We start from the raw sequence: 23,294 nt of genomic DNA on the forward strand, positions 1-23,294 counted from the left end.
AGGCATGCGCTTCGCGCAGCCTTCCCCTGAGCGAGCGAAGCTCGCTTCAGGGGCGCGGGGAACTGCGCGAGAAGCGGCCACCGGGCCGCACCCGAACGACTACGCCTGGATCACCGGCTCCTTTGTGAACAGGGCGCCCAGAGCGGGAGCGTTGACTCGGCGGTCGACCAGGCGCAGCGCCTCCCAGACGGTGACCTGGTTGGCGGTGAGGACCGGTTTGCCGAGCTCCCGTTCCAGGTCGGAGATGTGCGCGGCGGTGTGCAGCGCCGTGTCCGGGAGAAGGACCGCCTCGGCGTCCGGATGATCCCCGGCCCGGGCCATGGCGAGGACCTCGTCCCAGCCCCAGGTACCCACCTCGGCCGCGGTGATGATCCCGCTGCCCCGCACGGAGAGCACCTCGGCGCCGGCCGCCTTGAGGAACGTGGCGAAGTGGTCCGCGACGTCCGACGGATAGGTCGCCGCGACCGCCACCCGCCGCACCCCCAGCTCACCGATCGCGTGCGCGAAGGCGAAGGAGGTGCTGGACGCGGGCAGCCCCGCGGCCTGCGCGAGCCCGCGGACCTGGTCGTGAGCGCCGTCCCAGCCGAAGACGAAGCTGCCGGACGTGCACGCCCAGACCACCGCCTCGGCGCCGGAAAGCCGCAGCTCCTCGACCCCGGCGGAGAGCCGCTCCGGCGCGCCCATGCGCAGCAGCGCGTCGACGCGGTGCGCGTCCTCGCCGATGTCGGTGTGCACGACGGCCAGCCGTACGTCGCTGTCGATCAGCATCTCGATCCGCGGATAGTCGTCCTCCGCGGAGTGTCCGGGGTAGAGAAATCCGAGCGCTGTCATGCTCTATGCCCACCCTTCCTGGCCCTCCGGAAGTTCCGGAAGACGCTGTTCTGCCTGACGTCCTGGCACGGGCCACTGCCGGCGCGCCGCCGGATCGAGCAGCGCCTGGTAGGGGCCCACTGCTCGCGTACCCAGTCGGGTGAGGGCTGCCCACATCGTGACCTGATTGGCCGAGATCACCGGCATCCGCAGCTCGGCCTCCAGCTGCGGGATGACGTCGTACGTGGGCAGGTTCGTACAGCTGATGAAGAGCGCGTCGGCGCCGGTGCCGACCGCCGCGCGCGCCATCTCGGCCACGTCCCGGTAGGGCACCTTCCAGATGTGCCGGGTCAGCCCGAGATAGGCCCGGCCCACCACGGTGATGCCCGCCTCCGCCAGATACTCCTCCAGCGACTCGGTGACGGAGCGGGTGTACGGGGTGACGAGCGCGATGCGGCGCGCTCCGAGGTCGGCGAGGGCGTCGAGCAGCGCCCCCGACGTGGTCACGGACGGGAGCTCCCCGGCCCTGCGCATGGCCTCGCACATGGCGCGCTCCCCGGCGATGCCGCCGACGAAGCTGCCCGAGGTGCAGGCGTACGCGAGGACCTGCGGTTCGGCGGCGCCGAGCGCCCGGACCGCCTCCCCGAGTGTCTCGTGCTCGCTGACCAGGCGGGCCAGGTCGAGGCTGACCTCGACGGGCACGAACGGGGTGCGGGTGAGGTGGAGGGAGATGTCGTCGGGTACCCAGCGCCACAGTTCACGGTCGAGGGCGAAGTCGAACGGTGCGACTACGCCGACGCCGCGCTGCGGCTGCGGTCCCCCCAGGAATGAGACGTCCATAGAGCATGCCCCAGGTTCAGCTGACGTGGTGATTGCCGATGCGATGCTTGAGCCGGCAGAGCGCCGGGTCGTCGGGACAGCGAAGAGGGCGGGAACCCGCGTACGGGGTACCGCTGTTGACGAAGGTAGGTTCAGGTGCCAGCGTGGTCAATCCGCGCATGTCAGTTGGGATGCCGTGAGACGGCGCACACCGCCCACAGTTCATGATCCCGATGTTCCCGACTTGTCCATCACCAGGAAAGCGGAGCTTCGTTGCGAAACGATTTCCCCTCGATGTCCGGCCCCGACGCGCGTCGCCCCACGGTCCTCGTCCTCGACGCGGCCCCGCCCGCGCCACCGCCCCGGCTGGGCGTGCTGACCGGCCGGGCCCGGGTGCTGCACGCCAAGGACGCCACCGAGCTGCGTGATCAACTTCCGTACGCGGACGTCCTGTTGGTCTGGGGCTTCCTGTCGGACGCGGTGCGCGAGGCGTGGCCCGGACGGGGTGCGCGGCCGGTGTGGGTGCACACGGCGAGCGCGGGCGTGGACCGGCTGATGTTCCCCGAACTCGTCGCCTCGGACACGGAACTGACCAACGCGCGGGGCGTCTTCGACCAGCCGATCGCCGAGTACGTGGCCGCGCTCGTCCTGGCGATGGGCAAGGACCTGCCCGCCACGATCGGGTACCAGGCGAACCGGGAGTGGCGGCACCGCGAGACGCAGCGGATCGCCGGGACCCGGGCCTGTGTCGTCGGCACCGGCCCCATCGGGCAGGCGATCGTCAAGCAGCTCAAGGCGCTCGGCATCACCACGGCGCTGGTCGGACGGCGGGCCCGGGCCGGGGTGCACGGCCCTGCGGACCTGGACCGGCTGCTCGCCCGCGCCGACTGGGCGGTGTGCGCGGCGCCGCTGACCGACGAGACGCGCGGCATGTTCGACGCCCGCCGGTTCGGCGTGATGCAGCCGTCGGCGCGGTTCATCAATGTGGGACGCGGGCCGCTGGTCGTGGAGTCCGACCTGGTGGACGCCCTGCGCAAGCGGTGGATCGCGGGCGCCGCGCTCGACGTCTTCGAGCACGAGCCGCTGCCCGACGACAGCCCGCTGTGGACCGCTCCGGGACTGATCGTGTCACCGCACATGAGCGGCGACACCGTGGGCTGGCGGGACGAACTGGGGCGCCAGTTCGTGGAGTTGTTCGGTCGCTGGGAGAACGGGCGGCCGCTGATGAATGTAGTAGACAAGAAACGTGGGTATGTCCCCGGAAGCTGATCACCGAACAGCTGGTCACTGAACCACTGACGCACCGGACCCCTGGCACTGGAGGACGGATGACGGCCGAGCTCACCGGACTGACCGCGCAGGATCTGCTCGACGGCTACCGCAAGGGCGAGTTCAGCCCCGTCGACGCCACCCGGGCCGTGCTGGCCCGGATCGAGGAGACCGAGCCCGCGCTGAACGCGTTCGTACGGGTCGACGCCGAAGGGGCGCTCGCGGCGGCGGAGGAGAGTGCCGGGCGCTGGCGGCGCGGCGAGCCGCGGGGGCTGGTCGACGGGGTGCCGGTGACGGTCAAGGACATCCTGTTGCAGCGCGGAGCGCCCACGTTCCGGGGCTCGAAGACCGTTCGCGCGGAGGGTAGTTGGCCGGAGGACGCCCCGTCGGTCGCCCGGCTGCGCGAGCACGGCGCCGTGTTCGTCGGCAAGACGACCACGCCCGAGTTCGGCTGGAAGGGCGTCACCGACTCGCCACTGTCGGGCGTGACCCGCAACCCGTACGACACCTCGCGCACCGCCGGCGGTTCCAGCGGTGGCAGCGCGGCGGCGGTCGCGGTCGGCGCGGGGCCGCTGTCGCTGGGCACGGACGGCGGCGGCTCGGTGCGCATACCGGCCGCCTTCTGCGGCGTCTTCGGGCTCAAGCCGACGTACGGGCGGGTGCCACTGTATCCGGCGTCGGCGTTCGGCACCCTCGCGCACGTGGGGCCGATGACGCGCACCGCGGCCGACGCGGCGCTGCTGATGGACGTGATCTCCGGCCCCGACCCGCGCGACTGGTCGGGGCTCGGCCCGGCGGTCGGCGGCTTCCGCGAGGGGATCCAGGGCGGGGTGCGCGGGCTGCGGGTCGCGTTCTCGCCGTCGCTGGGCGGGCAGGTGGCGGTACGGGCGCCGGTCGCGGCCGCGGTGCGCTCGGCCGTCGAGCGGCTCGCCGGGCTCGGCGCGTACGTGGAGGAGACCGACCCGGACTTCACCGATCCGGTCGAGGCCTTCCACACCCTGTGGTTCAGCGGGGCGGCCCGGGTCACGCAGCGGCTGTCCGCCGCGCAGCGCGAGCTGCTCGATCCCGGGCTGCGGGAGATCTGCGCGCAGGGGGCGCGGATGAGCGCGCTCGACTATCTCGCCGCCGTGGACGTGCGGATGGAGCTGGGGCGGCGGATGGGCGTCTTCCACTCGACGTACGACGTGCTGGTGACGCCGACGCTGCCGGTCACCGCGTTCGAGGCCGGGGTGGAGGTGCCGCGGGGGTCGGGGTTGCGGCGGTGGACGGGGTGGACGCCGTTCACGTACCCGTTCAATCTGACCCAGCAGCCGGCCGCGACCGTCCCTGTCGGGGTGGACGGGGACGGTCTGCCGGTCGGGCTTCAGGTGGTGGGCGCCCGTCACCAGGACGGGCTGGTTCTCCGGGTGGCGCATGCCCTTTATGAGGCCGGGGTCGCGGGTCTCGACGCGCCGTAGCACGGAGCTCCGCCCCGGACCCCGCTCCTCAATCGCCGGAGGGGCTTGATCGGCCTCCGCCGAACGGACGAGTGACGGGCTAGACCCGGCGGAAGCCCAAGGTCTCTCCCACCGCTCCGCTCCGCCACAGGTCCTGGCACGCCTCGGCCATGGTGTCCAGGCCCTCCACCACCTGGCCCCACACGATGCCGGGCACCCAGCCCACATCCCCGTTCATGAGCAGGTTGTTGCGCTCGTAGAACAGGGCGAGGTCGATCACGGGTGCCCCGGCGCTCAGGCCGGCCCCGCTGCCGTAGCCGTAGGACTGCGAGCCCAACTGCGTCCCGTTGAAGGAGAAATAACAGAGGTCGCCGGGAATGGGCGTCACCGTCGGATTCTCCAGCGGTGGTTCCTGTTCCGCGAATGCCGGGAACAGGGCATAGATCTCGTTGCGCGCGTATTTGGCGTGGTAGACGTCGGAGACGAGCGGCAGCGCGTCCCAGACCGCCGCGCAGGTCAGCGGCGCGCGGTCGTCGAGGAGTTTGGCCGTGCAGGCAACTCCCCTCTTGGCCAGGGAGACTTCGATGAAACGGGTGCCGGATTCAGTCGTGGAGTCAGCCATGCGTTCCATGGTCGTCCCGGGCCACCCCTCACGGTCAAGACCGCATCAGCCGTGACAGGGGCGTGAATTGATCGGCATGGATCGGTTCCGTTCGGGTAGCCGCGCGCCCATGGCTCCACCAACTGAGATACGTACGAACGGGAAACCGCTCAGAAGACAGGGTGTCCGCAGACGATCACTGCTCGCCGGCCTCGGAGTGCTCGGTGCGGCCGGCGCTCTCGGCGCCGCGGGCTGCAGCCGGGTACCGAGCGGTGACACGCTCGCCCGGCTCCGGTCACAGGGAACGGTGCGACTCGGCATCGCGGGAGAGGTGCCGTACGGATACATCGACGACAGCGGGAAGTTCACCGGCGAGGCGGTGGAACTGGCCAAGGTGATCTTCAAACGGCTGGGAGTCGCCAAAGTCCAGCCGGTCGCGACCGACTTCGCCTCGCTCATCCCCGGCCTGAACACGCAGCAGTTCGACGTCGTGTCCGCCGGGATGTACATCAACAAGGAACGCTGCCAGCAGGTCATCTTCGCGGATCCCGAGTACCAGATGCTGGACTCGTTCATCGTCGCGAAGGGCAATCCGAAGAACCTGCACTCCTACGCCGACGTCGTGAAGTCGAAGGCCAAGTTCGGTACGGGCACCGGCTACGCGGAGATCCAGTACGCGGTGGACGCCGGTTACAAGGAGTCCGACATCGTGATCCTCCAGGATCAGGTGGCCGGGCTGAACGCCGTGGAGGCCGGGCGCATCGACGTCTTCGCCGGGACCGCGCTGACCACGCGCGAGGTCACCAGGAAGAGCCGCAAGGCGGAGGCCACCACACCGTTCGCGCCGCTGGTGGACGGCAAGAAGCACGTCGACGGCGGCGGCTTCACCTTCCGGCGCGCCGACACCGGACTGCGGGACGCCTTCAACGTCGAGATCCACAAGATGAAGAAGAGCGGCGAACTCTTCCGGATTCTCCGGCCGTTCGGCTTCACGAAGGCGGAGATGACGACGCTGACCGCCGAGGAGCTGTGCCGATGACCTCCGGACTGTGGGAACACTGGGTACTTCCGGGCATCTGGGTCACGATCCAGCTGACCCTCTACAGCGCCGCCCTCGCGACCGTGGTCGCGTTCGGCGTCGGCGCCGCGCGTACGCACCGGCTGTGGATCGTCCGCTTCGTGGCCGGCCTGTACACCGAGATCTTCCGGGGCACGTCCGCCCTGGTCCTGATGTTCTGGATCTTCTTCGTCCTGCCGCAGCTCGCGGGCTGGTCGCTGGTGCCGATGTGGGCGGCCGTACTGGCCCTCGGCCTGTCCTACGGCGCGTACGGCGCGGAGATCGTGCGCGGTGCCCTGAACGCGGTGGCGCCCGCGCAGCGCGAGGCGGGGGTCGCGCTGAGCTTCACTCCGTGGCAGCGGATGCGGCTGATCCTGCTGCCGCAGGCCGTGCCGGAGATGATCCCGCCGTTCTCGAACCTGCTGATCGAGCTGCTGAAGGGCACCGCGCTGGTGTCGCTGCTCGGCATCGGTGACGTGTCGTTCGCCGCGTACCTGGTGCGCCTGGCGACCACCGAGAGCGCGGAGATCTACGCGATCACGCTCGTCATCTACTTCGTCATCGCGTTCCTGCTGACGCGCGGGATGCGCGCGCTGGAGAAGAAGACCAAGGCCGGACTCGGGCAGAAGCCCGATCCAGGAGTCGGAGTCATGCGCAGGCTCAACCTCCGCCAGCAGAACGAGACCGCCCAGCTCCCCGTGGGCGGAGGAGGTGCCCAGTGATCACCACCGCCGCGACCACCTGGGACTGGTCCGCCGTCAGCGACTTCATGCCGCACTTCTGGGACGGCATCCTCGTCACCCTCCAGATCTTGCTGTACGGCTCGCTGATCTCCTTCAGCGTCGGCCTGCTCTGGGCCCTGGCCTTCCGGGCGCCGACCCGCTTCGTGCGCTGGCCCGTCGGGCTGATCACGGAGTTCATCCGCAACACCCCGCTCCTGGTCCAGCTGTTCTTCCTGTACTTCGTGCTGCCCGAGGCGGGCATCCAGTTCTCCGCGCTGACCACGGGCGTCGTCGCGATCGGCCTGCACTACTCGACGTACACCGCGCAGGTCTACCGCGCGGGCATCGAGGCCGTGCCGGCCGGACAGTGGGAGGCGGCCCGCGCGCTGAGCCTGCCGTACCGCAAGACGTGGACCGCGGTGATCCTGCCGCAGGCGATCCGCCGCGTCGTTCCCGCGCTCGGCAACTACGTCGTGGCGATGCTGAAGGACACCCCGCTGCTCGCGGGCATCGGCGTCCTGGAACTGCTCCAGCGCTCCCGCCTCCAGGCGGCCCAGACGTTCCAGTACACCGAGGCCCTCACCGTCGTCGGCGTGGCCTTCATCGTCGTCTCCTACCTCGCCTCCCTCCTTCTCCGATCCCTGGAGCGCCGCCTTGTCCACTGACACGAACCTGTCCAAAGAGCAGCCCAACCCCGCGGTGGACGGCAGCGAGCTGATCCGCTTCGACAAGGTCGTGAAGCGGTTCGGCGACAACACCGTCCTCGACCAGCTGGACTTCTCGGTCGCCTCCGGCAAGCACGTGACGCTGATCGGTCCGTCGGGCTCCGGCAAGACGACGATCCTGCGGCTGCTGATGACCCTGCTCAAGCCCGACGAGGGCACGATCAGAGTGGGCGGCGAGTACCTCACCCACGAGGAGAAGAACGGCAAGCTGGTCCCGGCCGGCGAGAAGCACGTCCGCGAGGTCCGCAAGAACATCGGGATGGTCTTCCAGCAGTTCAACCTCTTCCCGAACATGAAGGTGCTGCGCAACATCACCGAGGCGCCGGTCACCGTCCTCGGCCTGTCGAAGGACGAGGCCGAGGAGCGGGCCCGCGAGCTGCTCGACATGGTCGGGCTCGGCGACCGCATCGACGCGTACCCCTCGCAGCTCTCCGGCGGCCAGCAGCAGCGGGTGGCCATCGCGCGGGCGCTCGCCATGCGTCCTCAGGTGCTGCTGCTCGACGAGGTGACGTCCGCGCTCGACCCCGAGCTGGTCGCGGGCGTCCTCGACGTGCTGCGCGACATCGCGCACACGACCGACATCACCATGCTCTGCGTCACCCACGAGATGAACTTCGCCCGGGACATCTCCGACCAGGTCCTGATGTTCGACGCCGGCCGGGTCATCGAGTCCGGATCGCCGGAGAAGATTTTCAGCGACCCCGAGCACGAGCGCACCCGGGAGTTCCTGAGCGCGGTCCTGTGACCAGCCACGGTCTGATCGTGGCATGACTTTGGCATATGCCAGAGTGGCGCGTTCCTGCTGAGAGGGTACGGAACGCGCCACCAATCTCCCCAACCAGCGCCCCTCTTGGGTGTGTTGGCGGCTATCGTGGACGAAGCCAGCTGTCCGGAACCGTTCCATGCAGGGGGATGCCGTGGCGCTGAAGCACGACAAGGACGCGTCGTCGTACAAGCCGCACCAGTCGGTGCAGCACGCTCTGCGCGTGCTGGAGGCCGTCGCCCGCCGGGGCGTCGGCATCACCGACACGGAACTGGCGCGCGTCACCGGTCTGCCCGTGGACCAGTTGACCCACATGCTGCGCATGCTGCGGCGCGAGGGGTACGTCCAGCAGGCCGCCGACGGCGCGTATCTCGCCGGGGCCACGCTCGACCGGCTCGGCGCGGCCGACGGGCACGAGTCCGCGCTCACCGCGAAGCTGCAGCTCACACTGGACGAGCTGCGCGACACCGTGGGCGCCGCCGTCTACATCAGCCGGTACATCGACGGCGAGGTCCGGATCACGCAGTACGCGTCCGGGCCCGAGACCCCGCCGGTGAACGAGTGGGTGGACTTCCGCGTCTCGGCGCACGCCAGCGCCGTGGGCAAGAGCCTCCTCGGCCAGCTGGACGTCAACGGCCGGCGGGACCATCTTTCCCGCCACAAGATGGCCCGCCTCACCTCGCGCACGATCACGAACGAGAAGGTGCTGCTGTCGAAGCTGGCCGCGCAGCCGGCGACCGTTCCCGTCCTTGATCTCCAGGAGTACGCGGTGGGCACGGTCTGCGCCGCCGTCCCCATCACGGCGGGCTCCTCGGTGGGCTGCCTGGCCCTCTCGCTCCCGGTGGAGCACGCCCACCGCCTCCACCACGCGGCCGACCGCCTCAACCAGAGCGCGGCACCGGTCCTTCTGTCCCTGGCGATCTGATCACCGGGAGCCAAGGTGCGGCTTGAGTGTGGCTGGTCGCAGCTCGCAACGACGAAAGCCCCCCACTACGGTGGAGGGCTTTCGCTTTACTGTGCGCCATCAGGGACTCGAACCCCGGACACGCGGATTAAGAGTCCGCTGCTCTAACCAACTGAGCTAATGGCGCCGGTTGACGAGGTAAATACTACCTGGCCCGAAGGGGTGCTCCCGACCACGAGGTCACCGCGGACCGAGCAGATGCCCGCGCCCCCGCTCCCGGAACGCCGCGGCGAGCCCCTCCCGCTCCCCCGAGGTCAGCACCCGGTACGCGGCGGCCCCCGGCGGACGCCACCACAGCTCGTCGGCACCGCCCCAGAACCCCTCCCGCCGCAGCTCCCCGCGCCGCACCTTGTTGGTCGCGGTGACCGGCATCCGGTCCACCACCCGCACGAAACGGGGCGCCATCTTCGTACCGAGGTCACCCTGCCCGAGCAGAAACTCCCCGAACGCCAGCGGATCGAAGGACACCCCCTCGCGCGGCGCGAGGGTCGCCATCACCTGGTCCCCGGCGACGGGATCGGGCACCCCGTACACGGCGACGGCTGCGGCGTCCGGCCAGCGGGCCAGGATGTTCTCGATCATGGCGGGGGCGAGGTTCTCGCTGTCCACGCGGATCTTGTCGTCGCCGCGCCCCGCGAAGTAGAGGAACCCCTCGGCGTCCCGGTAGAAGAGGTCGCCGGTCCAGTACCAGCCGTGCTCGCGCACCCGCTCGGCGTACGCGGCGTCGTTGCGCCAGTACCCCTCGAAGGGCGAGCGCCCCCGGTTGACCAGCTCGCCGATCGCCTCGGCCCCGTTGACCAGCCGCCCGCCGGTGTCGAAGACGGCGGGCGGGCACTCCGCCCTGGTGTCGGGGTCGAGGACGACGAGGTCGTCGTGGGGCGCCGGCCGCCCGATCGCGCCCGGCGGGGTGTCGACGGTGCGCTGCACGGCGGCGCCGCCCTCCGACGAGCCGTACCCCTCGACGAGCCGCACGCCGAACCGTGCCTCGAAGCGCGCCGCGTCGACCGCGCCCGCCTCGGTCCCGAAGCCGACGCGCAGCGGGTTGTCCTTGTCGTCGGCCCGCTCCTCGGTGGCCAGGAGGTACTGGACGGCCCGGCCCACGTACGTGAAGTAGGTCGCGCCGTACCGTCGCACGTCGGGCAGGAACGCGGACGCGGAGAAGCGGCGGCGCAGCGCCACGCCCGCGCCCGCCGCGACGGCCGGTGCCCAGTCGGCGATGACCGCGTTGCCGTGGAAGAGCGGCATGCAGACGTAGTGCACGTCGTCGGGCCGTACGCCGAAGGTGCCGACCAGGGAGTGGCCCGCGGCGGCGAGCCGGCCCTGGCTGCACAGGGCGGCCTTGGGGGCGCCGGTCGAGCCGGAGGTGAAGTAGAGCAGCATGCGCGAGCCGGGCCCGACGTGCGCGGCGATCTCCGGCTCGGCCCCTCGATAGGGGGCGAGCAGTTCGGCGTAGGCGCCGGTGTCGGTCACCAGGACGCGGACGCCGGGGAGCGCGAGCCCGTCGAGCAGCGGGAGGTGGGCGCGGTCGGTGACCAGGACCCGGCATTCGGTGTGCGTGATGTCGCGGGCCAGCTCGGCGCCGCGGCGGGTGGGATTGAGCCCGGCGACGGCGGCCCCGGACAGCGCGGCGGCGGCGAGCCACTGCGGGAACTCCGGGGTGTTGTCGAGCAGCACCCCGAGGTGCCGCTCGGCGCCGGCGGGCAGCAGGTCGGCGAGGAGCGCGGCGCGGGCCGCGGCGCCCGCGGTGACCTCGTGGTGGCTGAGCGTCTGGTCCTCGTACGCGAGACCGGGCCGGTGGTCGCCCCACCGGGCCTGGACCAGTTCCGCGAAGGTGCGCGTGTCGGATCCCATGGCCGCGCACCATAATTGACGTACCGTCAGAAGTGGAGACCCGTGGGCCAGGGCCTGTCCTAGCCGTTGGGATCGTCGTAGTAGCCGTGGGGGAAGTCGTCCGGGATCTGCTCCTCTTCCGGCCCTCCCGCGGTCAGCGCGATGACCATGACGGTGACGCACACGGCGAGCGCGGCCGCCGTGAACAGCACGACGCACCCCATGCCCACTCCGAGCGCGACCGGCCGGTACGGCTCGGCCGTCGCGTGCTCCGGCGCGTCGGCCGAGTAGCGCACCATGACGATGTCGCCCTCCAGGACCGTGTCGGGCCCGCCGTCCGCGGTGATGCGGACGGTGCGGCCCTCGCGCGTGGTGAACTCGTACACGCGGCTGCGGTGGGTGGTCGGCGAGTCGCCGCCGGTCGTGGTGGTGAACACCCGCAGACACCGCGCCTCGGACGTGCGCCCGCCGTGCCAGGCCCGCCGGATGCGCAGCGCACGGCGCAGCAGCGCCACGCAGATCGTCACCACGAATGCCGCCATGATGACCGCGAGCCCGACGAAGAAGAACTCCATGCCCCCACCCCCGTGGTCGAACACTCCCCCGTACGCCGGCGACAGCTCGTCGGCGTACAGGGAAGCTACCGGGATCCGGAGCAGAAGTTGCTCAAGGAAGGCTCAGAACATCCCGGTCAGAACGTGACGTCCGAGCACGCGTAGAACGCGTTCGCCGTGTCCGCGATCGTCCACACCGCGAGGATCACGTGGTGGCCGGACTTGCCCGACGGCAGGGTGCCGGAGTGCGAGAGGGTCGCCGGGGGCTGGCCGCTGTAGGGCACCGTGAGGAACGGGGTGGTGTCCAGGGCGGCGCGGGTCAGCGGCTGGCTGTCGTTCCAGCCGTTCTTGGTGATGTAGTAGCGGAAGTCCGTGGTGGAGTGCCGCGCGGTGAACTGCCACCTGAACGTGTAGCTCTGACCACCCGTCACCTTGGTGGTCGGCCAGGCCGAGCCGTTGGGCTGCTTGGCCGCGTTGAGCTGGCCGAACTCGGAGTGGTTCGCCGAGCAGATCTGGCCGTCGGCGGGACCCGCGGCCGGGAAGCCCTTGGGGCCCTCGACGCTCTGCGGCTCCCACTGGATGTTGCCGCAGTTGGCGACGGTGCCGTTGGCACAGAGCTTCTGCCTGCTGATGGGCAGGTCCGTGTAGCCGTGGCTGCTCGCGCCGCCGGCCGACAGGGCGAACGCCCCGGCGGTGGTGAGGCCGAGCAATGCCGCGTAGATCTTCTTCCGCATGCTGCCGCTCCTGGGGGTGTGGGGACTTCCGGAAGCCGTGCGCACAGCAAGGTGCTAGGTCTAGACCAACTCCCAATGTATTGCCGGGAGTTGAACATGTCCATACCAATCGCAGGTTCCGGAAGCCCCGCCTCACTCCCCCCGGCCGGTGTAGAAGGCGACGGTCAGGTCCTTCACCAGCGCCTTGCGCTCGTAGTCGTCCAGCTCCACCAGGCCCCGCGTGGTCAGCCGGGTCACCGTGTCCTCCACCGAGTCCACGACCGAGGTGAGCACGCTGTCCCGGTGCTGCGCGTCGAGCGCGGCGATCCGGCGGCGCTGCATCGCGGCCGCCACCTCGGGCGCGTACTCGATCCGGGTGGGCTGCGCCGAGAACACCTCGATGCCGACCGGCTCGGCGTCCGCGGCGAGCCGCCGGGTGAGCAGGTCGCCGACGGCCTCGGCGTTGCGCAGGGTCGGCGCGTCCTCGTGGAAGGCGTCGGCGGGCAGCTGGGACAGCACCCGCGCCATGTCCGCCTCCACGCACTCGCGCAGATACGTCTCGTGGTCCTCGACCCCGAAGGCCGCACGGGCGGTGTCCTTGATCCGCCACACCACGAGGACGACGACGCGCAGCGCGACCCCGTTCGCGTCGACCGCGGGCATCGGCTCGCTGCGCCAGTGCCGCAGGCGCACGTCGGTCCGGCGGCGCAGCAGCAGCGGGTTCACCCAGAGCAGCCCGGACTTGCGGACCGTGCCCCGGTACCGGCCGAACAGGGTGAGCACCCAGGCCCGCCCGGCGCGCCCGCGCGCCAGACCGCCGAAGCCGAACAGGGCGAGCGCCCCGGACCCGGCGACCGCCGACCACTGCGCCGCTCCGAGCCCGGTGCCCTCGTACCGGGACAGCCCGGCGATCTCCGTGACGATCTGCGGCAGCGCCCCGGCCCAGCCGAGCGAGGCCACCGCGCCGGCCGCTCCGGCCAGCCCGCCGAGCACCCCGAGCGCGCCGGGCAGCGCCCGTCCGCCGCGCTCCTCCAGGTCCGGGTCGACGGTGGGCGCCGGGCGGGCCGGGGCGCGCGGCGGCATCCGGCGCGGGGCCATGGTCCTGCCGTTGCCGCCCTTGACCGCGCCGGTGCCGACCACCGCGGGGCGCAGCGGCACGGCCACCGGGTCCGGGTCGTCTCGGAAGAGGAGGTGGACCGGGATCTCGGTGGTCGCCTCGTTCTGGATGAGCCGCGCGTTGCGCGGCCGTTCCCCGGTCTCGGTGGTTTCGCTCATCGCTTCCTCGTCGCTCTCTCGGTCCGCCCCGGCACCGTCACTCGTCGTTCTGGCCGTCGTCCCGGTCCGGCCGGTGGTGGTCATGAGAAGAGCCGCCGCCAGGTCTCCGGCCCGGGATAGCCGTCGGCCGCCGCGCCCCGCCAGCCCTGCGCGCGCTGGAACGCCTCGACGGCCCGTCGGTCCGCCTCGCCCCAGCGCGGGGTCGGGCCCTGCGCGTAGTACTTGCCGAATCCTTTCTTCACGAGCTGTTCGCCGAGCTTCGTCACGGCGGCGCCGCTCGCGCCCGGCCGGAACGCCGCCCGGCCGGGGAAGGCCGGGGCCTTCGTGGCGCTGGAGCCCTTGGCGCCCGAGGCGCCCTTGCTCGCGGCCGGGATGTCCTTGCCCTTGCCGGCGACCAGGTACGACCACGTCGTCGGCCCCGGGATGCCGTCGGCGTCGGCGCCGCTCCAGCCCTGGGCCTTCTGGAACGCCTGGGTCGCCCTGCGGTCCGCGTCGCTCCAGCGCGGGCCGGGGCCCTGGCTGTAGAACCGCTTGCCGCCGCGCTCCACGAGCAGCCGGCCGAGCTGGGTGACGTAGGCGTTGTTCGCCCCGGGCCCGAAGGACCCGGCGCCGGGGAACTTCGTCGTCGAGGTGCCCGCGCCGGAGGTGGAGCCCGCCTTCACGCCCTTGTAGCGGTAGGCGAGGTACTTGGCGGAGTTGCTCCAGTACGCGTACGGGGTGGACTGCTTCCTGGTGCCGGGGCGGGTCTGCTCGTAGGCGATGTAGTAGTTGCGCGTGTAGTCCGTCCACCCGCCGAAGATGGTGACGTGCGAGCCCTTCTCCGGGTCGGACGGATTGTGGAAGAGCAGGATGTCGCCGGGCTGGAGCTGCGCCTTGGTGATCCGGGTGCCGAACGCCGCGAGGCTGCCCGTCCACTCGTTGCCCGGCAGGTCCCACGCCATGGAGACGAAGCCGGAGCAGTCCTGGCGGTAGCCGTCGTTCCAGTACTTGTCCATGCTGTACGGGACCTTGGCGGCCACCCAGGTCTTGGCCCGGTTGATGATCGCCGCCCGGGTCGTGGTGCGCAGCGCCGTCTGCTGCGTCAGGCTCACCGCGCCGGCGGCCTGGCCCGGCGCTCCGTGCAGCGCGCTGGTGCCGCCCTGCGGGGTGACGTCGTCGTCGCCCGGCGCGGGCTCACCCGGTCTGGCCTCGTGCTGCCCGGCCGCGGCGGCCGGGGTGAGCTGGACACCGCCGATGACGGTGCCGGCCGCCGCCGCGACGGCCAGGGCGTGCCGCGCGCCGAGCCGTGTCCGTCCCGGGGGCGGTGCGGTGCGCCGCCACTGGACGCACCCCGCGCAGCGGCAGCCGCCCGCCGGGTCGAAGTCCTCGAATACCGGAGCCTCCATGCGATTCCCCTCACACTCCAGAGCCGCCAACGAACTGACGAGCCTCGCCGTCGCACGCAGGCAGCGTCTCAACTGTCCGGACAAACCGCATGTTGACGGTCCGAATGATGGAAATCCCCACAAATACCCCGCCCCCTCGGCGCGCCGCCTGGCCAACGGCGGTCCGGAGCACCCCAGGAGTTCGGGTAAAGTTATGCAGGTCAGCGGGCGCCATTAGCTCAGTTGGTTAGAGCAGCGGACTCTTAATCCGCGTGTCCGGGGTTCGAGTCCCTGATGGCGCACAGCAAGGCACGGGCCCTCCACCAGCGTGGAGGGCCTTTGTCGTTGGGTAGAACAGCAGTCCGGCGAACGGCCGGGGGTCCGGGGGTTGTCCCCCGGGGGATGCAGCATCCGCGTGTCCGGGGTTCGAGTCCCTGATGGCGCACAGCAAGCAAAGGCCCTCCACCAGCGTGGAGGGCCTTTGTCGTTCATGTGTCCGAGTGGCGGGCCCCCAGGCGCACAGGAAACGCAAAGGATCCTCACAGTCGAGGAGATATGGGATCGCTGCACATTAAGGCCGGTAAACACCGTGTTTCGATCCGTATCGACCTTGCGATCATGAGGTGGGGCGCAGCACCCTATCGTGGAGCCTTTGGCCCCAAAGGGACTTACGGTGCAGGGTAGTTGCCGTCCGTGAGGCGGGGGCGCAGAGGCGGGTTCGGCGGGAGTACGGCGCGATCCGGCTGCTCAAGGCGCGGGGACGGGGGCCCCGTTCATGAAGCGATGCCGAGGGGGGGGGCATCATGCAACCGGAAGGCTGTCGTTCCAGTCTTAGAGAGGGTGGGACGGTGGCCGGCCACTGATACGCCCGGGATGGTCGAGGGGGACCGGTCACGGGCGGAGGACCGACGACCACGCGGTGACTCGCGTGCGGGGGGATGACTCAACATGACGTCGACGCCGACGGGTGCCCGCGGGCAGTTCGACCCGTCCGAGACGACCCAGCTGCGGGTGCCACCGCACCGCACCGGCGGCTTCAAGCGAATAAAGAAGAGCCTGCCGCGCTACGACTACGAGCACTACAGCCGGCTCGCCGGGCCCCTCACCCAGCCCGACCCGAGCAAGCCGTACACGGTGCAGTACCGCTCACTGCTCTCGCAGGAGCCGCACCGGATCCGCGCGGCGCTCATGCTGGGCGCGGCCCCGCTGCTCTCGCTCGTGCTGCTGTTCTGGCTGCTCCAGCCCGAGCACTGGACCGAGCGCGACTACGTGAAGTACGACTTCCTGCCCGCGCTCGACATCGTCATGCTCGTCGCGATCGGCCTGATCGAGCTCTTCCGCTGCATGAACGTCCTGTCGAACGCGCACGCGACGCTCGTCGCCCGGGACCCGATCCCGGTGGTGCCCGAGACCGGCACGAGAGTGGCGTTCCTGACCTCGTTCGTGCCCGGCAAGGAGCCGATCGAGATGGTGACGAAGACCCTGGAGGCGGCGGTCAAGCTCCGCCACCGGGGCCTTCTTCACGTCTGGCTCCTCGACGAGGGCGACGACCCCGAGGTCAAGGAGGTCTGCGCACGGCTCGGCGTGCACCACTTCTCCCGCAAGGGCGTCGCGAAGTGGAACCAGGCGAAGGGCCCGCACCGCGCGAAGACCAAGCACGGCAACTACAACGCCTGGCTGGACGCGCACGGCGACGACTACGACTTCTTCGCCTCGGTCGACACCGACCACGTCCCGATGCCCAACTACCTGGAGCGGATGCTCGGCTTCTTCCGCGACCCGAACGTCGGATTCGTCATCGGCCCCCAGGTGTACGGCAATTACGACAACTTCGTCACCAAGGCCGCCGAGTCCCAGCAGTTCCTCTTCCACGCGCTGATCCAGCGCGCGGGCAACCGCTACGGCTCACCCATGTTCGTCGGCACGTCGAACGCGGTGCGCATCAGCGCGCTCAAGCAGATCGGCGGCCTGTACGACTCGATCACCGAGGACATGGCGACCGGCTTCGAGATCCACCGCCACAAGAACCCGGCGACGGGCAAGAAGTGGCGCTCGGTGTACACGCCGGACGTGCTGGCCGTGGGCGAGGGCCCCAGCGCCTGGACGGACTTCTTCACGCAGCAGATGCGCTGGTCGCGCGGGACGTACGAGACGATCCTCAAGCAGTACTGGAAGGGCTTCTTCACGCTCCCGCCGAGCAAGCTCTTCAACTACACGATGATGATCATCTTCTACCCGATGGCCGCCATGAACTGGATTCTGGCGGCGCTGAGTTGCGCCCTGTTCCTGGGCCTGGGCGCCTCGGGTGTGAACATCGACCCGACGGTCTGGCTGATGCTGTACGGCAACGCCTCGGCGCTCCAGATCGGCCTCTACATCTGGAACCGCCGGCACAACGTCTCGCCGCACGAGCCCGAGGGCTCCGGCGGTGTGGCCGGTATGGTCATGTCCGCGCTGTCCGCGCCGCTGTACGCGAAGGCGCTCATCGACTCGCTGCTGCGCCGCAAGAGCAAGTTCGTCGTGACCCCGAAGGGCGACTCGGCCAGCCCCGACCGGTGGTTCGGGACCTTCCGCTACCACTGGTACTTCATCGTCATCTTCGCCGCGTCGATCACGGCCGGCTTCGTCCTCGGGCACGCGCACCCGGCGATGATCACCTGGGCCTGCTTCGCGCTGCTCATCACCGCGCTGCCGATGTTCGCCTGGCGCTACATGCTGCGCCAGGACAAGAAGAAGCCGAAGCCGCCCGCGGGCGGGCCGGCCGATCAGCCGTACGTCCCCCGCCATGCCGCGCCGCAGCACGGCGTGCCGCAGCAGAAGCCCGCCTGGGTCGCGGACGGGGGCAACGACGAGACCATGCAGATCTCCCTGGGGGGACGTAACAAGTGAAAGACGGTGCGAGCCGCCGCCGTGCCCGGCGGATAGCCATCGGCACGGTGGTGGTACTGGCGATCGCCGGGATGAACGGCCCCTGGCTGTATCGCTTCGGATCGGCCAAGTACCACGAGTACAAGATCAACAGACCGGAGTACAAGGCCGAGAACGGGCACTGGGACGTCATCGACTTCCCCAAGGACCTGCGCCTCAACACGATCCACGCGGCGCTGCTGCACACCGGCAAGATCCTGCTGATCGCCGGGTCGGGCAACAACCAGAAGAACTTCGACGCGAAGAAGTTCGACACCCGGCTCTACGACCCGGTGAAGAACACCATCAAGAAGATCGACACGCCGACCGACCTGTTCTGCACGGGCCACACCCAGCTGGCCAACGGCAATCTGCTGATCGCGGGCGGCACCAAGCGCTACGAGAAGCTCAAGGGCGACGTCACCAAGGCCGGCGGCCTGATGATCGTGCACAACGAGGACCCGGACGCGCCGAAGACCATCAAGGCCGGCACCCGCTTCACCGGCAAGGAGAGCGGCAAGACCTTCGTCGCCAAGGACAACATCGTCGTCCCGCGCGCCAAGAAGGTCTTCGACCCGGCCACCGGCGCCTTCCAGCGCAACGACCCCGGACTCGGCCGCGTCTACGTCGAGGCGCAGCGCTCCGGCACCAAGTACGAGACGGGCACCCAGGACAACTACCGGGTGCAGGGCCTCACCGGTCCCGACGCGCGCAACGTGTACGGCATCGCGCAGAAGCTCGCGCTCGACAAGAAGGACTTCCAGGGGATCCGCGACTCCTACGAGTTCGACCCGGTCGCCGAGAAGTACATCAAGGTCGACCCGATGAACGAGGCGCGCTGGTACCCCACGCTGACCACGCTCTCGGACGGCAGGGTGCTCTCCGTCTCCGGCCTCGACGAGATCGGGCAGCTGGTGCCCGGCAAGAACGAGGTGTACGACCCGAAGACGAAGAAGTGGACGTACCTGACGAAGGACGTCCGCCAGTTCCCCACCTACCCGGCGCTGTTCCAGATGGAGAACGGCAAGATCTTCTACTCGGGGTCGAACGCGGGATACGGCCCCGACAACGTCGGCCGCAAGCCCGGCATCTGGGACCTGACGGACAACAAGTTCCAGAAGATCCCCGGCCTGTCCGACGCGAACATGATGGAGACGTCGAACACGGTCGAGCTGCCGCCCGCGCAGAGCCAGAAGTACATGGTGATCGGCGGCGGCGGGGTCGGCGAGTCCAAGCTGTCCAGCAACAAGACCCGGATCGTCGATCTCACCGCGAAGAAGCCGGCGTTCACCGACGGCCCGACGCTGGAGAAGGGCACCCGCTACCCGCAGGCGTCGGTCCTGCCCGACGACTCCATCCTCGTCTCGGGCGGCTCCGAGGACTACCGCGGCCGCGGTGACTCCAACATCCACCAGGCCCGGATCTACGACACGGCGACCAACTCCTTCAAGCGGGTCGCCGACCCGGCGGTGGGCCGCAACTACCACTCGGGGTCGCTGCTGCTCCCCGACGGCCGCGTGCTGTTCTTCGGCTCCGACTCGCTGTACGCGGACAAGGCCGACACCAAGCCGGGCGTGTTCGAGCAGCGCCTGGAGATGTACACGCCGCCCTACCTGTACCGGGACTCCCGCCCGACCCTGGAGAGCGGCGAGAAGACCATCAGGCGCGGCGCCTCGGCCACGTACGGCACCGCCCACGCCTCGTCCATCAAGACGGCGCGGCTGATCAGGCCGAGCGCGTCCACGCACGTCACCGACGTCGACCAGACGTCGATCGCGCTGGACCTGAAGAAGTCCGACGACTCGATCACGGTGACGGTGCCCAAGAGCCGGTCACTGGTCGAATCCGGCTGGTACATGCTGTTCGTGACGGACGATCAGGGCACACCCAGCAAGGCACAGTGGGTGCACGTGCCGTAGCCGCGGCCCACAACGACCGCGGGGGCGAAGGGCATCGCGCCCCTCGCCCCCGCGACTTTCCCCGTCATCGCCCGGCGTTGGCCAGCTTCACCGCGTACGCGCCCCACCAGGCGCCGGCCTTCGGCCCGCCCTTGCAGGTGCCGTCGGACTCGCCCGGCCGCTTCACCCACAGGTACGCCTTCACCAGCGGGTCGCCGGTCTTCGTGGTCGGCGTCTCGCCGAGGGCCCGCCCCGGCGGGTTGCACCAGCGCTCGTTCGGATCGCCGCCCGTGTACGGCCCGTTGCCGTTGCGGCTGGTGTCGACGACGAACGGCTTGCCGCCGACCTTCGCCGAGAGCTCCTTGCCGTAGCGGATGGAGTCCTCGGTGGAGTAGAAGTTCGACACGTTCACCGAGAAGCCGTCGGCCTGGCCGACGCCGGAGCGCTGGAGCGCCGGGGAGAGCTGGTCGGGCTTGCCCCAGCCCGCGTTCCCCGCGTCCAGGTACACCTTGGTGTCCTTCAGCGTCCTGAGCTTGGTGACGGCGCCCTTGAGGAGGTCGTAGCGCTCCTCGTGGAACTGACCCGGCGTGCAGTTGTCCACCATGTGCTGCACCGCGTCCGGCTCCAGGATCACCGTCGCGGGCCGGTCGCCTATCCCTGCGGCGACCTGGTCGATGAACGCCCGGTACGCGTTGCCGTCCGAGGCGCCGCCCTGCGAATAGCTGCCGCAGTCGCGGTGCGGGATGTTGTAGATGACGAGCAGCGCGTCCCGGTCCGCCTTCTGGGCGGCCTCGGTGTAGCCGCGCGCCTGCGACTCGGCGTTCTCCGGCAGGATCCACTCGCCGCTCGGCTGCTCCGCGATCCTGCGGACCGCCTTGGCCTCGGCGTCCTTGCCGTCCTTCTCCAGTGCGGCCACGGCCTCGGCCGCCTTGCTGTCGGGATTGACCCAGAACGGATCGGCGCTCTTCGGCTGCTGCCCGACCGGACCGGCCGTGCTGTCGTCGCCCTTCTTGTCGCCTCCGGAGGAACACGCGGACACGAGCAGCGCCGCCCCCACGACGACCGCGCCGGCCGTCAGTTTCCGGTACATCCACTCCCCCTTGGGTGCACTGTCTGGCCCTCAATCGTGACATACGGCTCCGCGCGGCCACGAGGCCGGACGATGCTTGTCAAAGAGCTGTTACAGCACGCGGGAGCAGGGTAGGCGCCGGGCGTCGGGGACCTTGCCTCAGGGTTGGAAGAGGTGACACACATGTCGCAGGAGTCCCGCGAACTGCGCCTCGCAGCAACACTGGTGGAGTTCGCCGACACCCTCATCGGGGACTTCGATCCCGCACTTCACCTGAGCCGGCTGGCCGACCGCTGTCTGGAGTTCCTGGACGCGCGCGGCGCCGCCGTGACCCTGCTGGAGGGGAACGGCCGGCCGGGCCCGCTCGTGCACGGCGCCCGGCAGCCGCAGTCCGTCCGGGAACTCCTCGAGTGGGAGCAGGAGTCCGGCCCGGTGCGCGACAGCCTGGCGCCCGGCAGGACGGCGCTGGCCGTCTCCCTGGTGTCGCGGGAGGCCGCCGCCCGCTGGCCCGAGTTCACCGCGGCCGCCCGCCGGTTCGGGATCGCGTCGACGTACGCGGTGCCGCTGTGCCGGCACGAGACACTGCTCGGCGCGCTCAGCGTCTACGCACCGCACCCGCCGTCCGCGCACGGCGAGTTGGCGATCGCACAGACACTTGCCGACGCAACCACCGTCGGGCTGCTCAATCACCGTGCCTACGCCCAGTACAGGAAGGTGGCGGGACAGCTGCGAGAAGCACTTGCCAGCCGTGTGCGGATCGAACAGGCAAAGGGGATGCTCGCCGAGCGCTGGGGCACGACTCCGGACGGCGCGTTCGACACGTTGCGGCAGTACGCGCGCAGGAACCGGCGGCCGCTCGATCAGGTCGCGCGCGCCGTCGTGCACCGCACCCTGACCGACTCCCAGTTGCGCCCCGACAGGTACGGACCTGCCTGAGAAGCGGCTCCCACCTGCGACGACCACGCAGCGCCACCATCCTCGTACTTGGCGTCAAACACCCTCTATCCTGCGCGCCGCATCCGTCCTAGAGTCGGTCCCGGTGGCCCCAGACCTCGGCCTTCAGGACCGGGAAGGTTCCCCGCCTCGGGGAATGTCCTTCAAGCCTCCTGCGCCGGCGCCGGGTTACTCCCGCAGCCCGCTGCGCGCGCGGTCGAGGACCAGTCCGGCCGGCGGCTCCGGGGGGAGCGGGCCGCCGGCCGGCCAGGTGCGTCCCACCTGTCAGCCGGCCTTGTGCGAGGGCTCCTGAACGCCCGACAAGTAGGCGGAGACGACGACGTTCGCCGTGTAGGTGCGCGACGCCTTGTCGAAGGTGCCGCCGCAGGTGATCAGGCGCAGTTCGGCGCGGTCCGGGTCGTGCGGGCCGTAGGCCTTCGCGGGGTCGAAGTGCGCGCGGTCGTAGACCTCGACCTCGTCGACGGTGAACGCGGCGATGGAGCCGTCGTCGCGCACCACCTTCACGGTGTCGCCGGGCTTGGCCTCGCTGAGGTGGTAGAAGACGGCCGGCCGGGTCTCGGTGTCGACGTGGCCGACGAACAGCGAGGTGCCCCGCTCCCCCGGCCGGGCGCCCCCGCCGTACCAGCCGACGACGCCCGCCTGGTCGTAGGGCGGCGGGTCGACGGCGCCGCCGCCGTCCAGGCCGCGGGCCACGACGGGTGCCTGGATGCGCAGCGCGGCGACGTCGACGCGCTGCGGCTTGGCGCCCTTGACCGGCTTGTGGGCGGCGGGCAGCTCGGCCCCGAAGGGGCGGCCGACGGCGGCGGCGTCGCCGGTGGCGGGCCCGGACAGGGAGACGTCGGTGGCCCCGCGGCCCCACAGCCACAGGCCGAGCAGGAGCACCGCCCAGGCGATGCCCGTGATCAGCCGTCCCGTGCCGGGATGCTTGCTCACCGTGGGTTCAGCTCCGGGCGGACCGGCGGCGCCGGACGCTGCGGAAGGCCACGGCGACGGCGGCGACCGCGGCGAGGATCAGCCCGATGACGGCGTGCCGGGTGCCGGGGCCCTCGGTGGTCACGGCCGCCCGGCCGGTGTGCGCGGCGGCCGCCGGGTGGGCCGCGGTGCCGCCGCCCCCGGCGTGCACGGGCGCGGTCGGCGTCGGCGGCGGGGTGTGGCCGCCCGGCAGCACCCGGAGGCTGCCCTTGATCTCGGAGACGATGTCGTGGCCGGGGCAGACCACGAGGATGTCGTAGGTGCCGGGGGCGGCGGACGACTTCACCCGGGCCTCGCCGAACAGGGTCGGCCGGTCGGCGGAGGGCCCGAGCCGGGCGGCCGACACGAACGCCGCCGACGTGGCCGTGCCGGTCCTGCCGTCGCAGCCGGAGACCCGCAGGTCGACCTCGGTGCCCGGCGGCACGCCGTAGGGGGTGACGGTGACGGATCCGCCGCCCTCCGCGTGGGCCGGGGCCGCGAGGACCGGCAGTGTCACCAGAACGGCGGCCGCGCCTGCGGCACGGAGAGCGAGCAGATCTGTACGCATCGTGAACCTCCTGTTACTGGCAGGTTCACGCGCCGGGCCGCATTC

21 protein-coding genes and 2 tRNA genes are annotated in these 23,294 nt (G+C 70.5%); 11 read left to right on the plus strand and 12 right to left on the minus strand.

The annotated features are described in order from the left end of the window. Positions 1–99: 99 nt before the first annotated feature. Together ABII15_RS14605 and ABII15_RS14610 are read right to left on the minus strand one after the other, a co-directional pair. Complete coding sequence (locus ABII15_RS14605) at positions 100–831, minus strand: decarboxylase (RefSeq protein ID WP_353942759.1); 732 nt, start codon at positions 829–831, stop codon at positions 100–102. Between the two features lie 3 nt (positions 832–834). Then, positions 835–1,650: an aspartate/glutamate racemase family protein gene (locus ABII15_RS14610; protein WP_353942760.1), complete on the minus strand. Its 816-nt coding sequence runs from the start codon at positions 1,648–1,650 to the stop codon at positions 835–837. A 273-nt stretch (positions 1,651–1,923) separates the two neighbouring features. Between ABII15_RS14610 and ABII15_RS14615 the strand changes: the two genes are divergently transcribed. Continuing rightward, complete coding sequence (locus ABII15_RS14615) at positions 1,924–2,898, plus strand: D-2-hydroxyacid dehydrogenase (RefSeq protein ID WP_353942761.1); 975 nt, start codon at positions 1,924–1,926, stop codon at positions 2,896–2,898. A gap of 59 nt (positions 2,899–2,957) precedes the next feature. Then, complete coding sequence (locus tag ABII15_RS14620) at positions 2,958–4,355, plus strand: amidase (protein ID WP_353942762.1); 1,398 nt, start codon at positions 2,958–2,960, stop codon at positions 4,353–4,355. 79 nt (positions 4,356–4,434) lie between these two features. Here the strand turns inward: ABII15_RS14620 and ABII15_RS14625 are convergent, their stop codons facing one another. Further along, entirely contained in the window at positions 4,435–4,956 is a 522-nt protein-coding gene (locus ABII15_RS14625) for a DUF3830 family protein (protein ID WP_353942763.1), read from the minus strand. A gap of 109 nt (positions 4,957–5,065) precedes the next feature. Here ABII15_RS14625 and ehuB point away from each other — a divergent pair, with 109 nt between their 5' ends. The 5 genes from ehuB to ABII15_RS14650 all read left to right on the plus strand — a co-directional run bounded on the left by ehuB (position 5,066) and on the right by ABII15_RS14650 (position 9,127). Then, on the plus strand, positions 5,066–5,974 hold the full coding sequence (ehuB, locus tag ABII15_RS14630; protein ID WP_353942764.1) for an ectoine/hydroxyectoine ABC transporter substrate-binding protein EhuB: 909 nt from the start codon (positions 5,066–5,068) through the stop codon (positions 5,972–5,974). After that, positions 5,971–6,714, plus strand: a complete 744-nt coding sequence (ehuC, locus tag ABII15_RS14635; protein ID WP_353942765.1) for an ectoine/hydroxyectoine ABC transporter permease subunit EhuC — start codon at positions 5,971–5,973, stop codon at positions 6,712–6,714. The genes ehuB and ehuC overlap by 4 nt, the downstream gene beginning before the upstream one ends. 47 nt (positions 6,715–6,761) lie before the next feature. Next, positions 6,762–7,379, plus strand: a complete 618-nt coding sequence (gene ehuD / locus ABII15_RS14640) for an ectoine/hydroxyectoine ABC transporter permease subunit EhuD (protein ID WP_353947061.1) — start codon at positions 6,762–6,764, stop codon at positions 7,377–7,379. Continuing rightward, positions 7,369–8,184, plus strand: a complete 816-nt coding sequence (ehuA, locus tag ABII15_RS14645; protein WP_353942766.1) for an ectoine/hydroxyectoine ABC transporter ATP-binding protein EhuA — start codon at positions 7,369–7,371, stop codon at positions 8,182–8,184. Before ehuD ends, ehuA begins: the two co-directional genes overlap by 11 nt. Before the next feature lie 172 nt (positions 8,185–8,356). Continuing rightward, positions 8,357–9,127, plus strand: coding sequence for an IclR family transcriptional regulator C-terminal domain-containing protein (locus tag ABII15_RS14650; RefSeq protein ID WP_353947062.1), 771 nt, complete (start codon positions 8,357–8,359; stop codon positions 9,125–9,127). A gap of 92 nt (positions 9,128–9,219) precedes the next feature. Here ABII15_RS14650 and ABII15_RS14655 read toward each other — a convergent pair. From ABII15_RS14655 to ABII15_RS14680, 6 genes are all read right to left on the minus strand, one after another. Then, positions 9,220–9,293: transfer RNA gene (locus tag ABII15_RS14655), tRNA-Lys, on the minus strand. 53 nt (positions 9,294–9,346) lie between these two features. Beyond that, positions 9,347–11,017 carry an AMP-binding protein gene (locus tag ABII15_RS14660; protein WP_353942767.1) on the minus strand — a complete coding sequence of 557 codons (1,671 nt, stop codon included), beginning with the start codon at positions 11,015–11,017 and terminating at the stop codon, positions 9,347–9,349. Between the two features lie 59 nt (positions 11,018–11,076). Further along, positions 11,077–11,571 (minus strand): DUF3592 domain-containing protein, encoded by a 495-nt coding sequence (locus ABII15_RS14665; protein ID WP_353942768.1) that lies wholly within the window; start codon positions 11,569–11,571, stop codon positions 11,077–11,079. A gap of 116 nt (positions 11,572–11,687) precedes the next feature. Beyond that, the gene (locus ABII15_RS14670; RefSeq protein ID WP_353942769.1) at positions 11,688–12,284 is read right to left on the minus strand and encodes a lytic polysaccharide monooxygenase; all 597 of its coding nucleotides are present in this window, start codon (positions 12,282–12,284) and stop codon (positions 11,688–11,690) included. Positions 12,285–12,416: 132 nt separating this feature from the next. After that, positions 12,417–13,538 (minus strand): SPFH domain-containing protein, encoded by a 1,122-nt coding sequence (locus ABII15_RS14675; RefSeq protein ID WP_353942770.1) that lies wholly within the window; start codon positions 13,536–13,538, stop codon positions 12,417–12,419. A gap of 80 nt (positions 13,539–13,618) precedes the next feature. Further along, entirely contained in the window at positions 13,619–14,923 is a 1,305-nt protein-coding gene (locus ABII15_RS14680) for a peptidoglycan-binding protein (protein ID WP_353942771.1), read from the minus strand. A 207-nt stretch (positions 14,924–15,130) separates the two neighbouring features. Between ABII15_RS14680 and ABII15_RS14685 the strand changes: the two genes are divergently transcribed. From ABII15_RS14685 to ABII15_RS14695, 3 genes are all read left to right on the plus strand, one after another. Further along, positions 15,131–15,204, plus strand: a tRNA-Lys gene (locus ABII15_RS14685). Between the two features lie 646 nt (positions 15,205–15,850). Further along, positions 15,851–17,791, plus strand: coding sequence for a cellulose synthase catalytic subunit (locus ABII15_RS14690; RefSeq protein ID WP_353942772.1), 1,941 nt, complete (start codon positions 15,851–15,853; stop codon positions 17,789–17,791). Further along, complete coding sequence (locus ABII15_RS14695) at positions 17,788–19,728, plus strand: kelch motif-containing protein (protein ID WP_353942773.1); 1,941 nt, start codon at positions 17,788–17,790, stop codon at positions 19,726–19,728. Before ABII15_RS14690 ends, ABII15_RS14695 begins: the two co-directional genes overlap by 4 nt. 64 nt (positions 19,729–19,792) lie before the next feature. Here the strand turns inward: ABII15_RS14695 and ABII15_RS14700 are convergent, their stop codons facing one another. Continuing rightward, a complete protein-coding gene (locus ABII15_RS14700; protein ID WP_353942774.1) occupies positions 19,793–20,797 on the minus strand; it encodes a glycoside hydrolase family 6 protein in 1,005 nt (334 codons plus the stop codon). Between the two features lie 162 nt (positions 20,798–20,959). Between ABII15_RS14700 and ABII15_RS14705 the strand changes: the two genes are divergently transcribed. Then, complete coding sequence (locus ABII15_RS14705) at positions 20,960–21,712, plus strand: GAF and ANTAR domain-containing protein (RefSeq protein ID WP_353942775.1); 753 nt, start codon at positions 20,960–20,962, stop codon at positions 21,710–21,712. Between the two features lie 282 nt (positions 21,713–21,994). On the opposite strand, the gene ABII15_RS14710 is transcribed toward ABII15_RS14705, so the two are convergent. After that, positions 21,995–22,663 carry a class F sortase gene (locus ABII15_RS14710; RefSeq protein WP_353942776.1) on the minus strand — a complete coding sequence of 223 codons (669 nt, stop codon included), beginning with the start codon at positions 22,661–22,663 and terminating at the stop codon, positions 21,995–21,997. A gap of 7 nt (positions 22,664–22,670) precedes the next feature. Further along, complete coding sequence (locus ABII15_RS14715; RefSeq protein ID WP_353942777.1) at positions 22,671–23,249, minus strand: hypothetical protein; 579 nt, start codon at positions 23,247–23,249, stop codon at positions 22,671–22,673. Positions 23,250–23,294 lie beyond the last annotated feature (45 nt).

Source organism: Streptomyces sp. HUAS MG91, from assembly GCF_040529335.1.
Classification (GTDB): domain Bacteria; phylum Actinomycetota; class Actinomycetes; order Streptomycetales; family Streptomycetaceae; genus Streptomyces; species Streptomyces tabacisoli.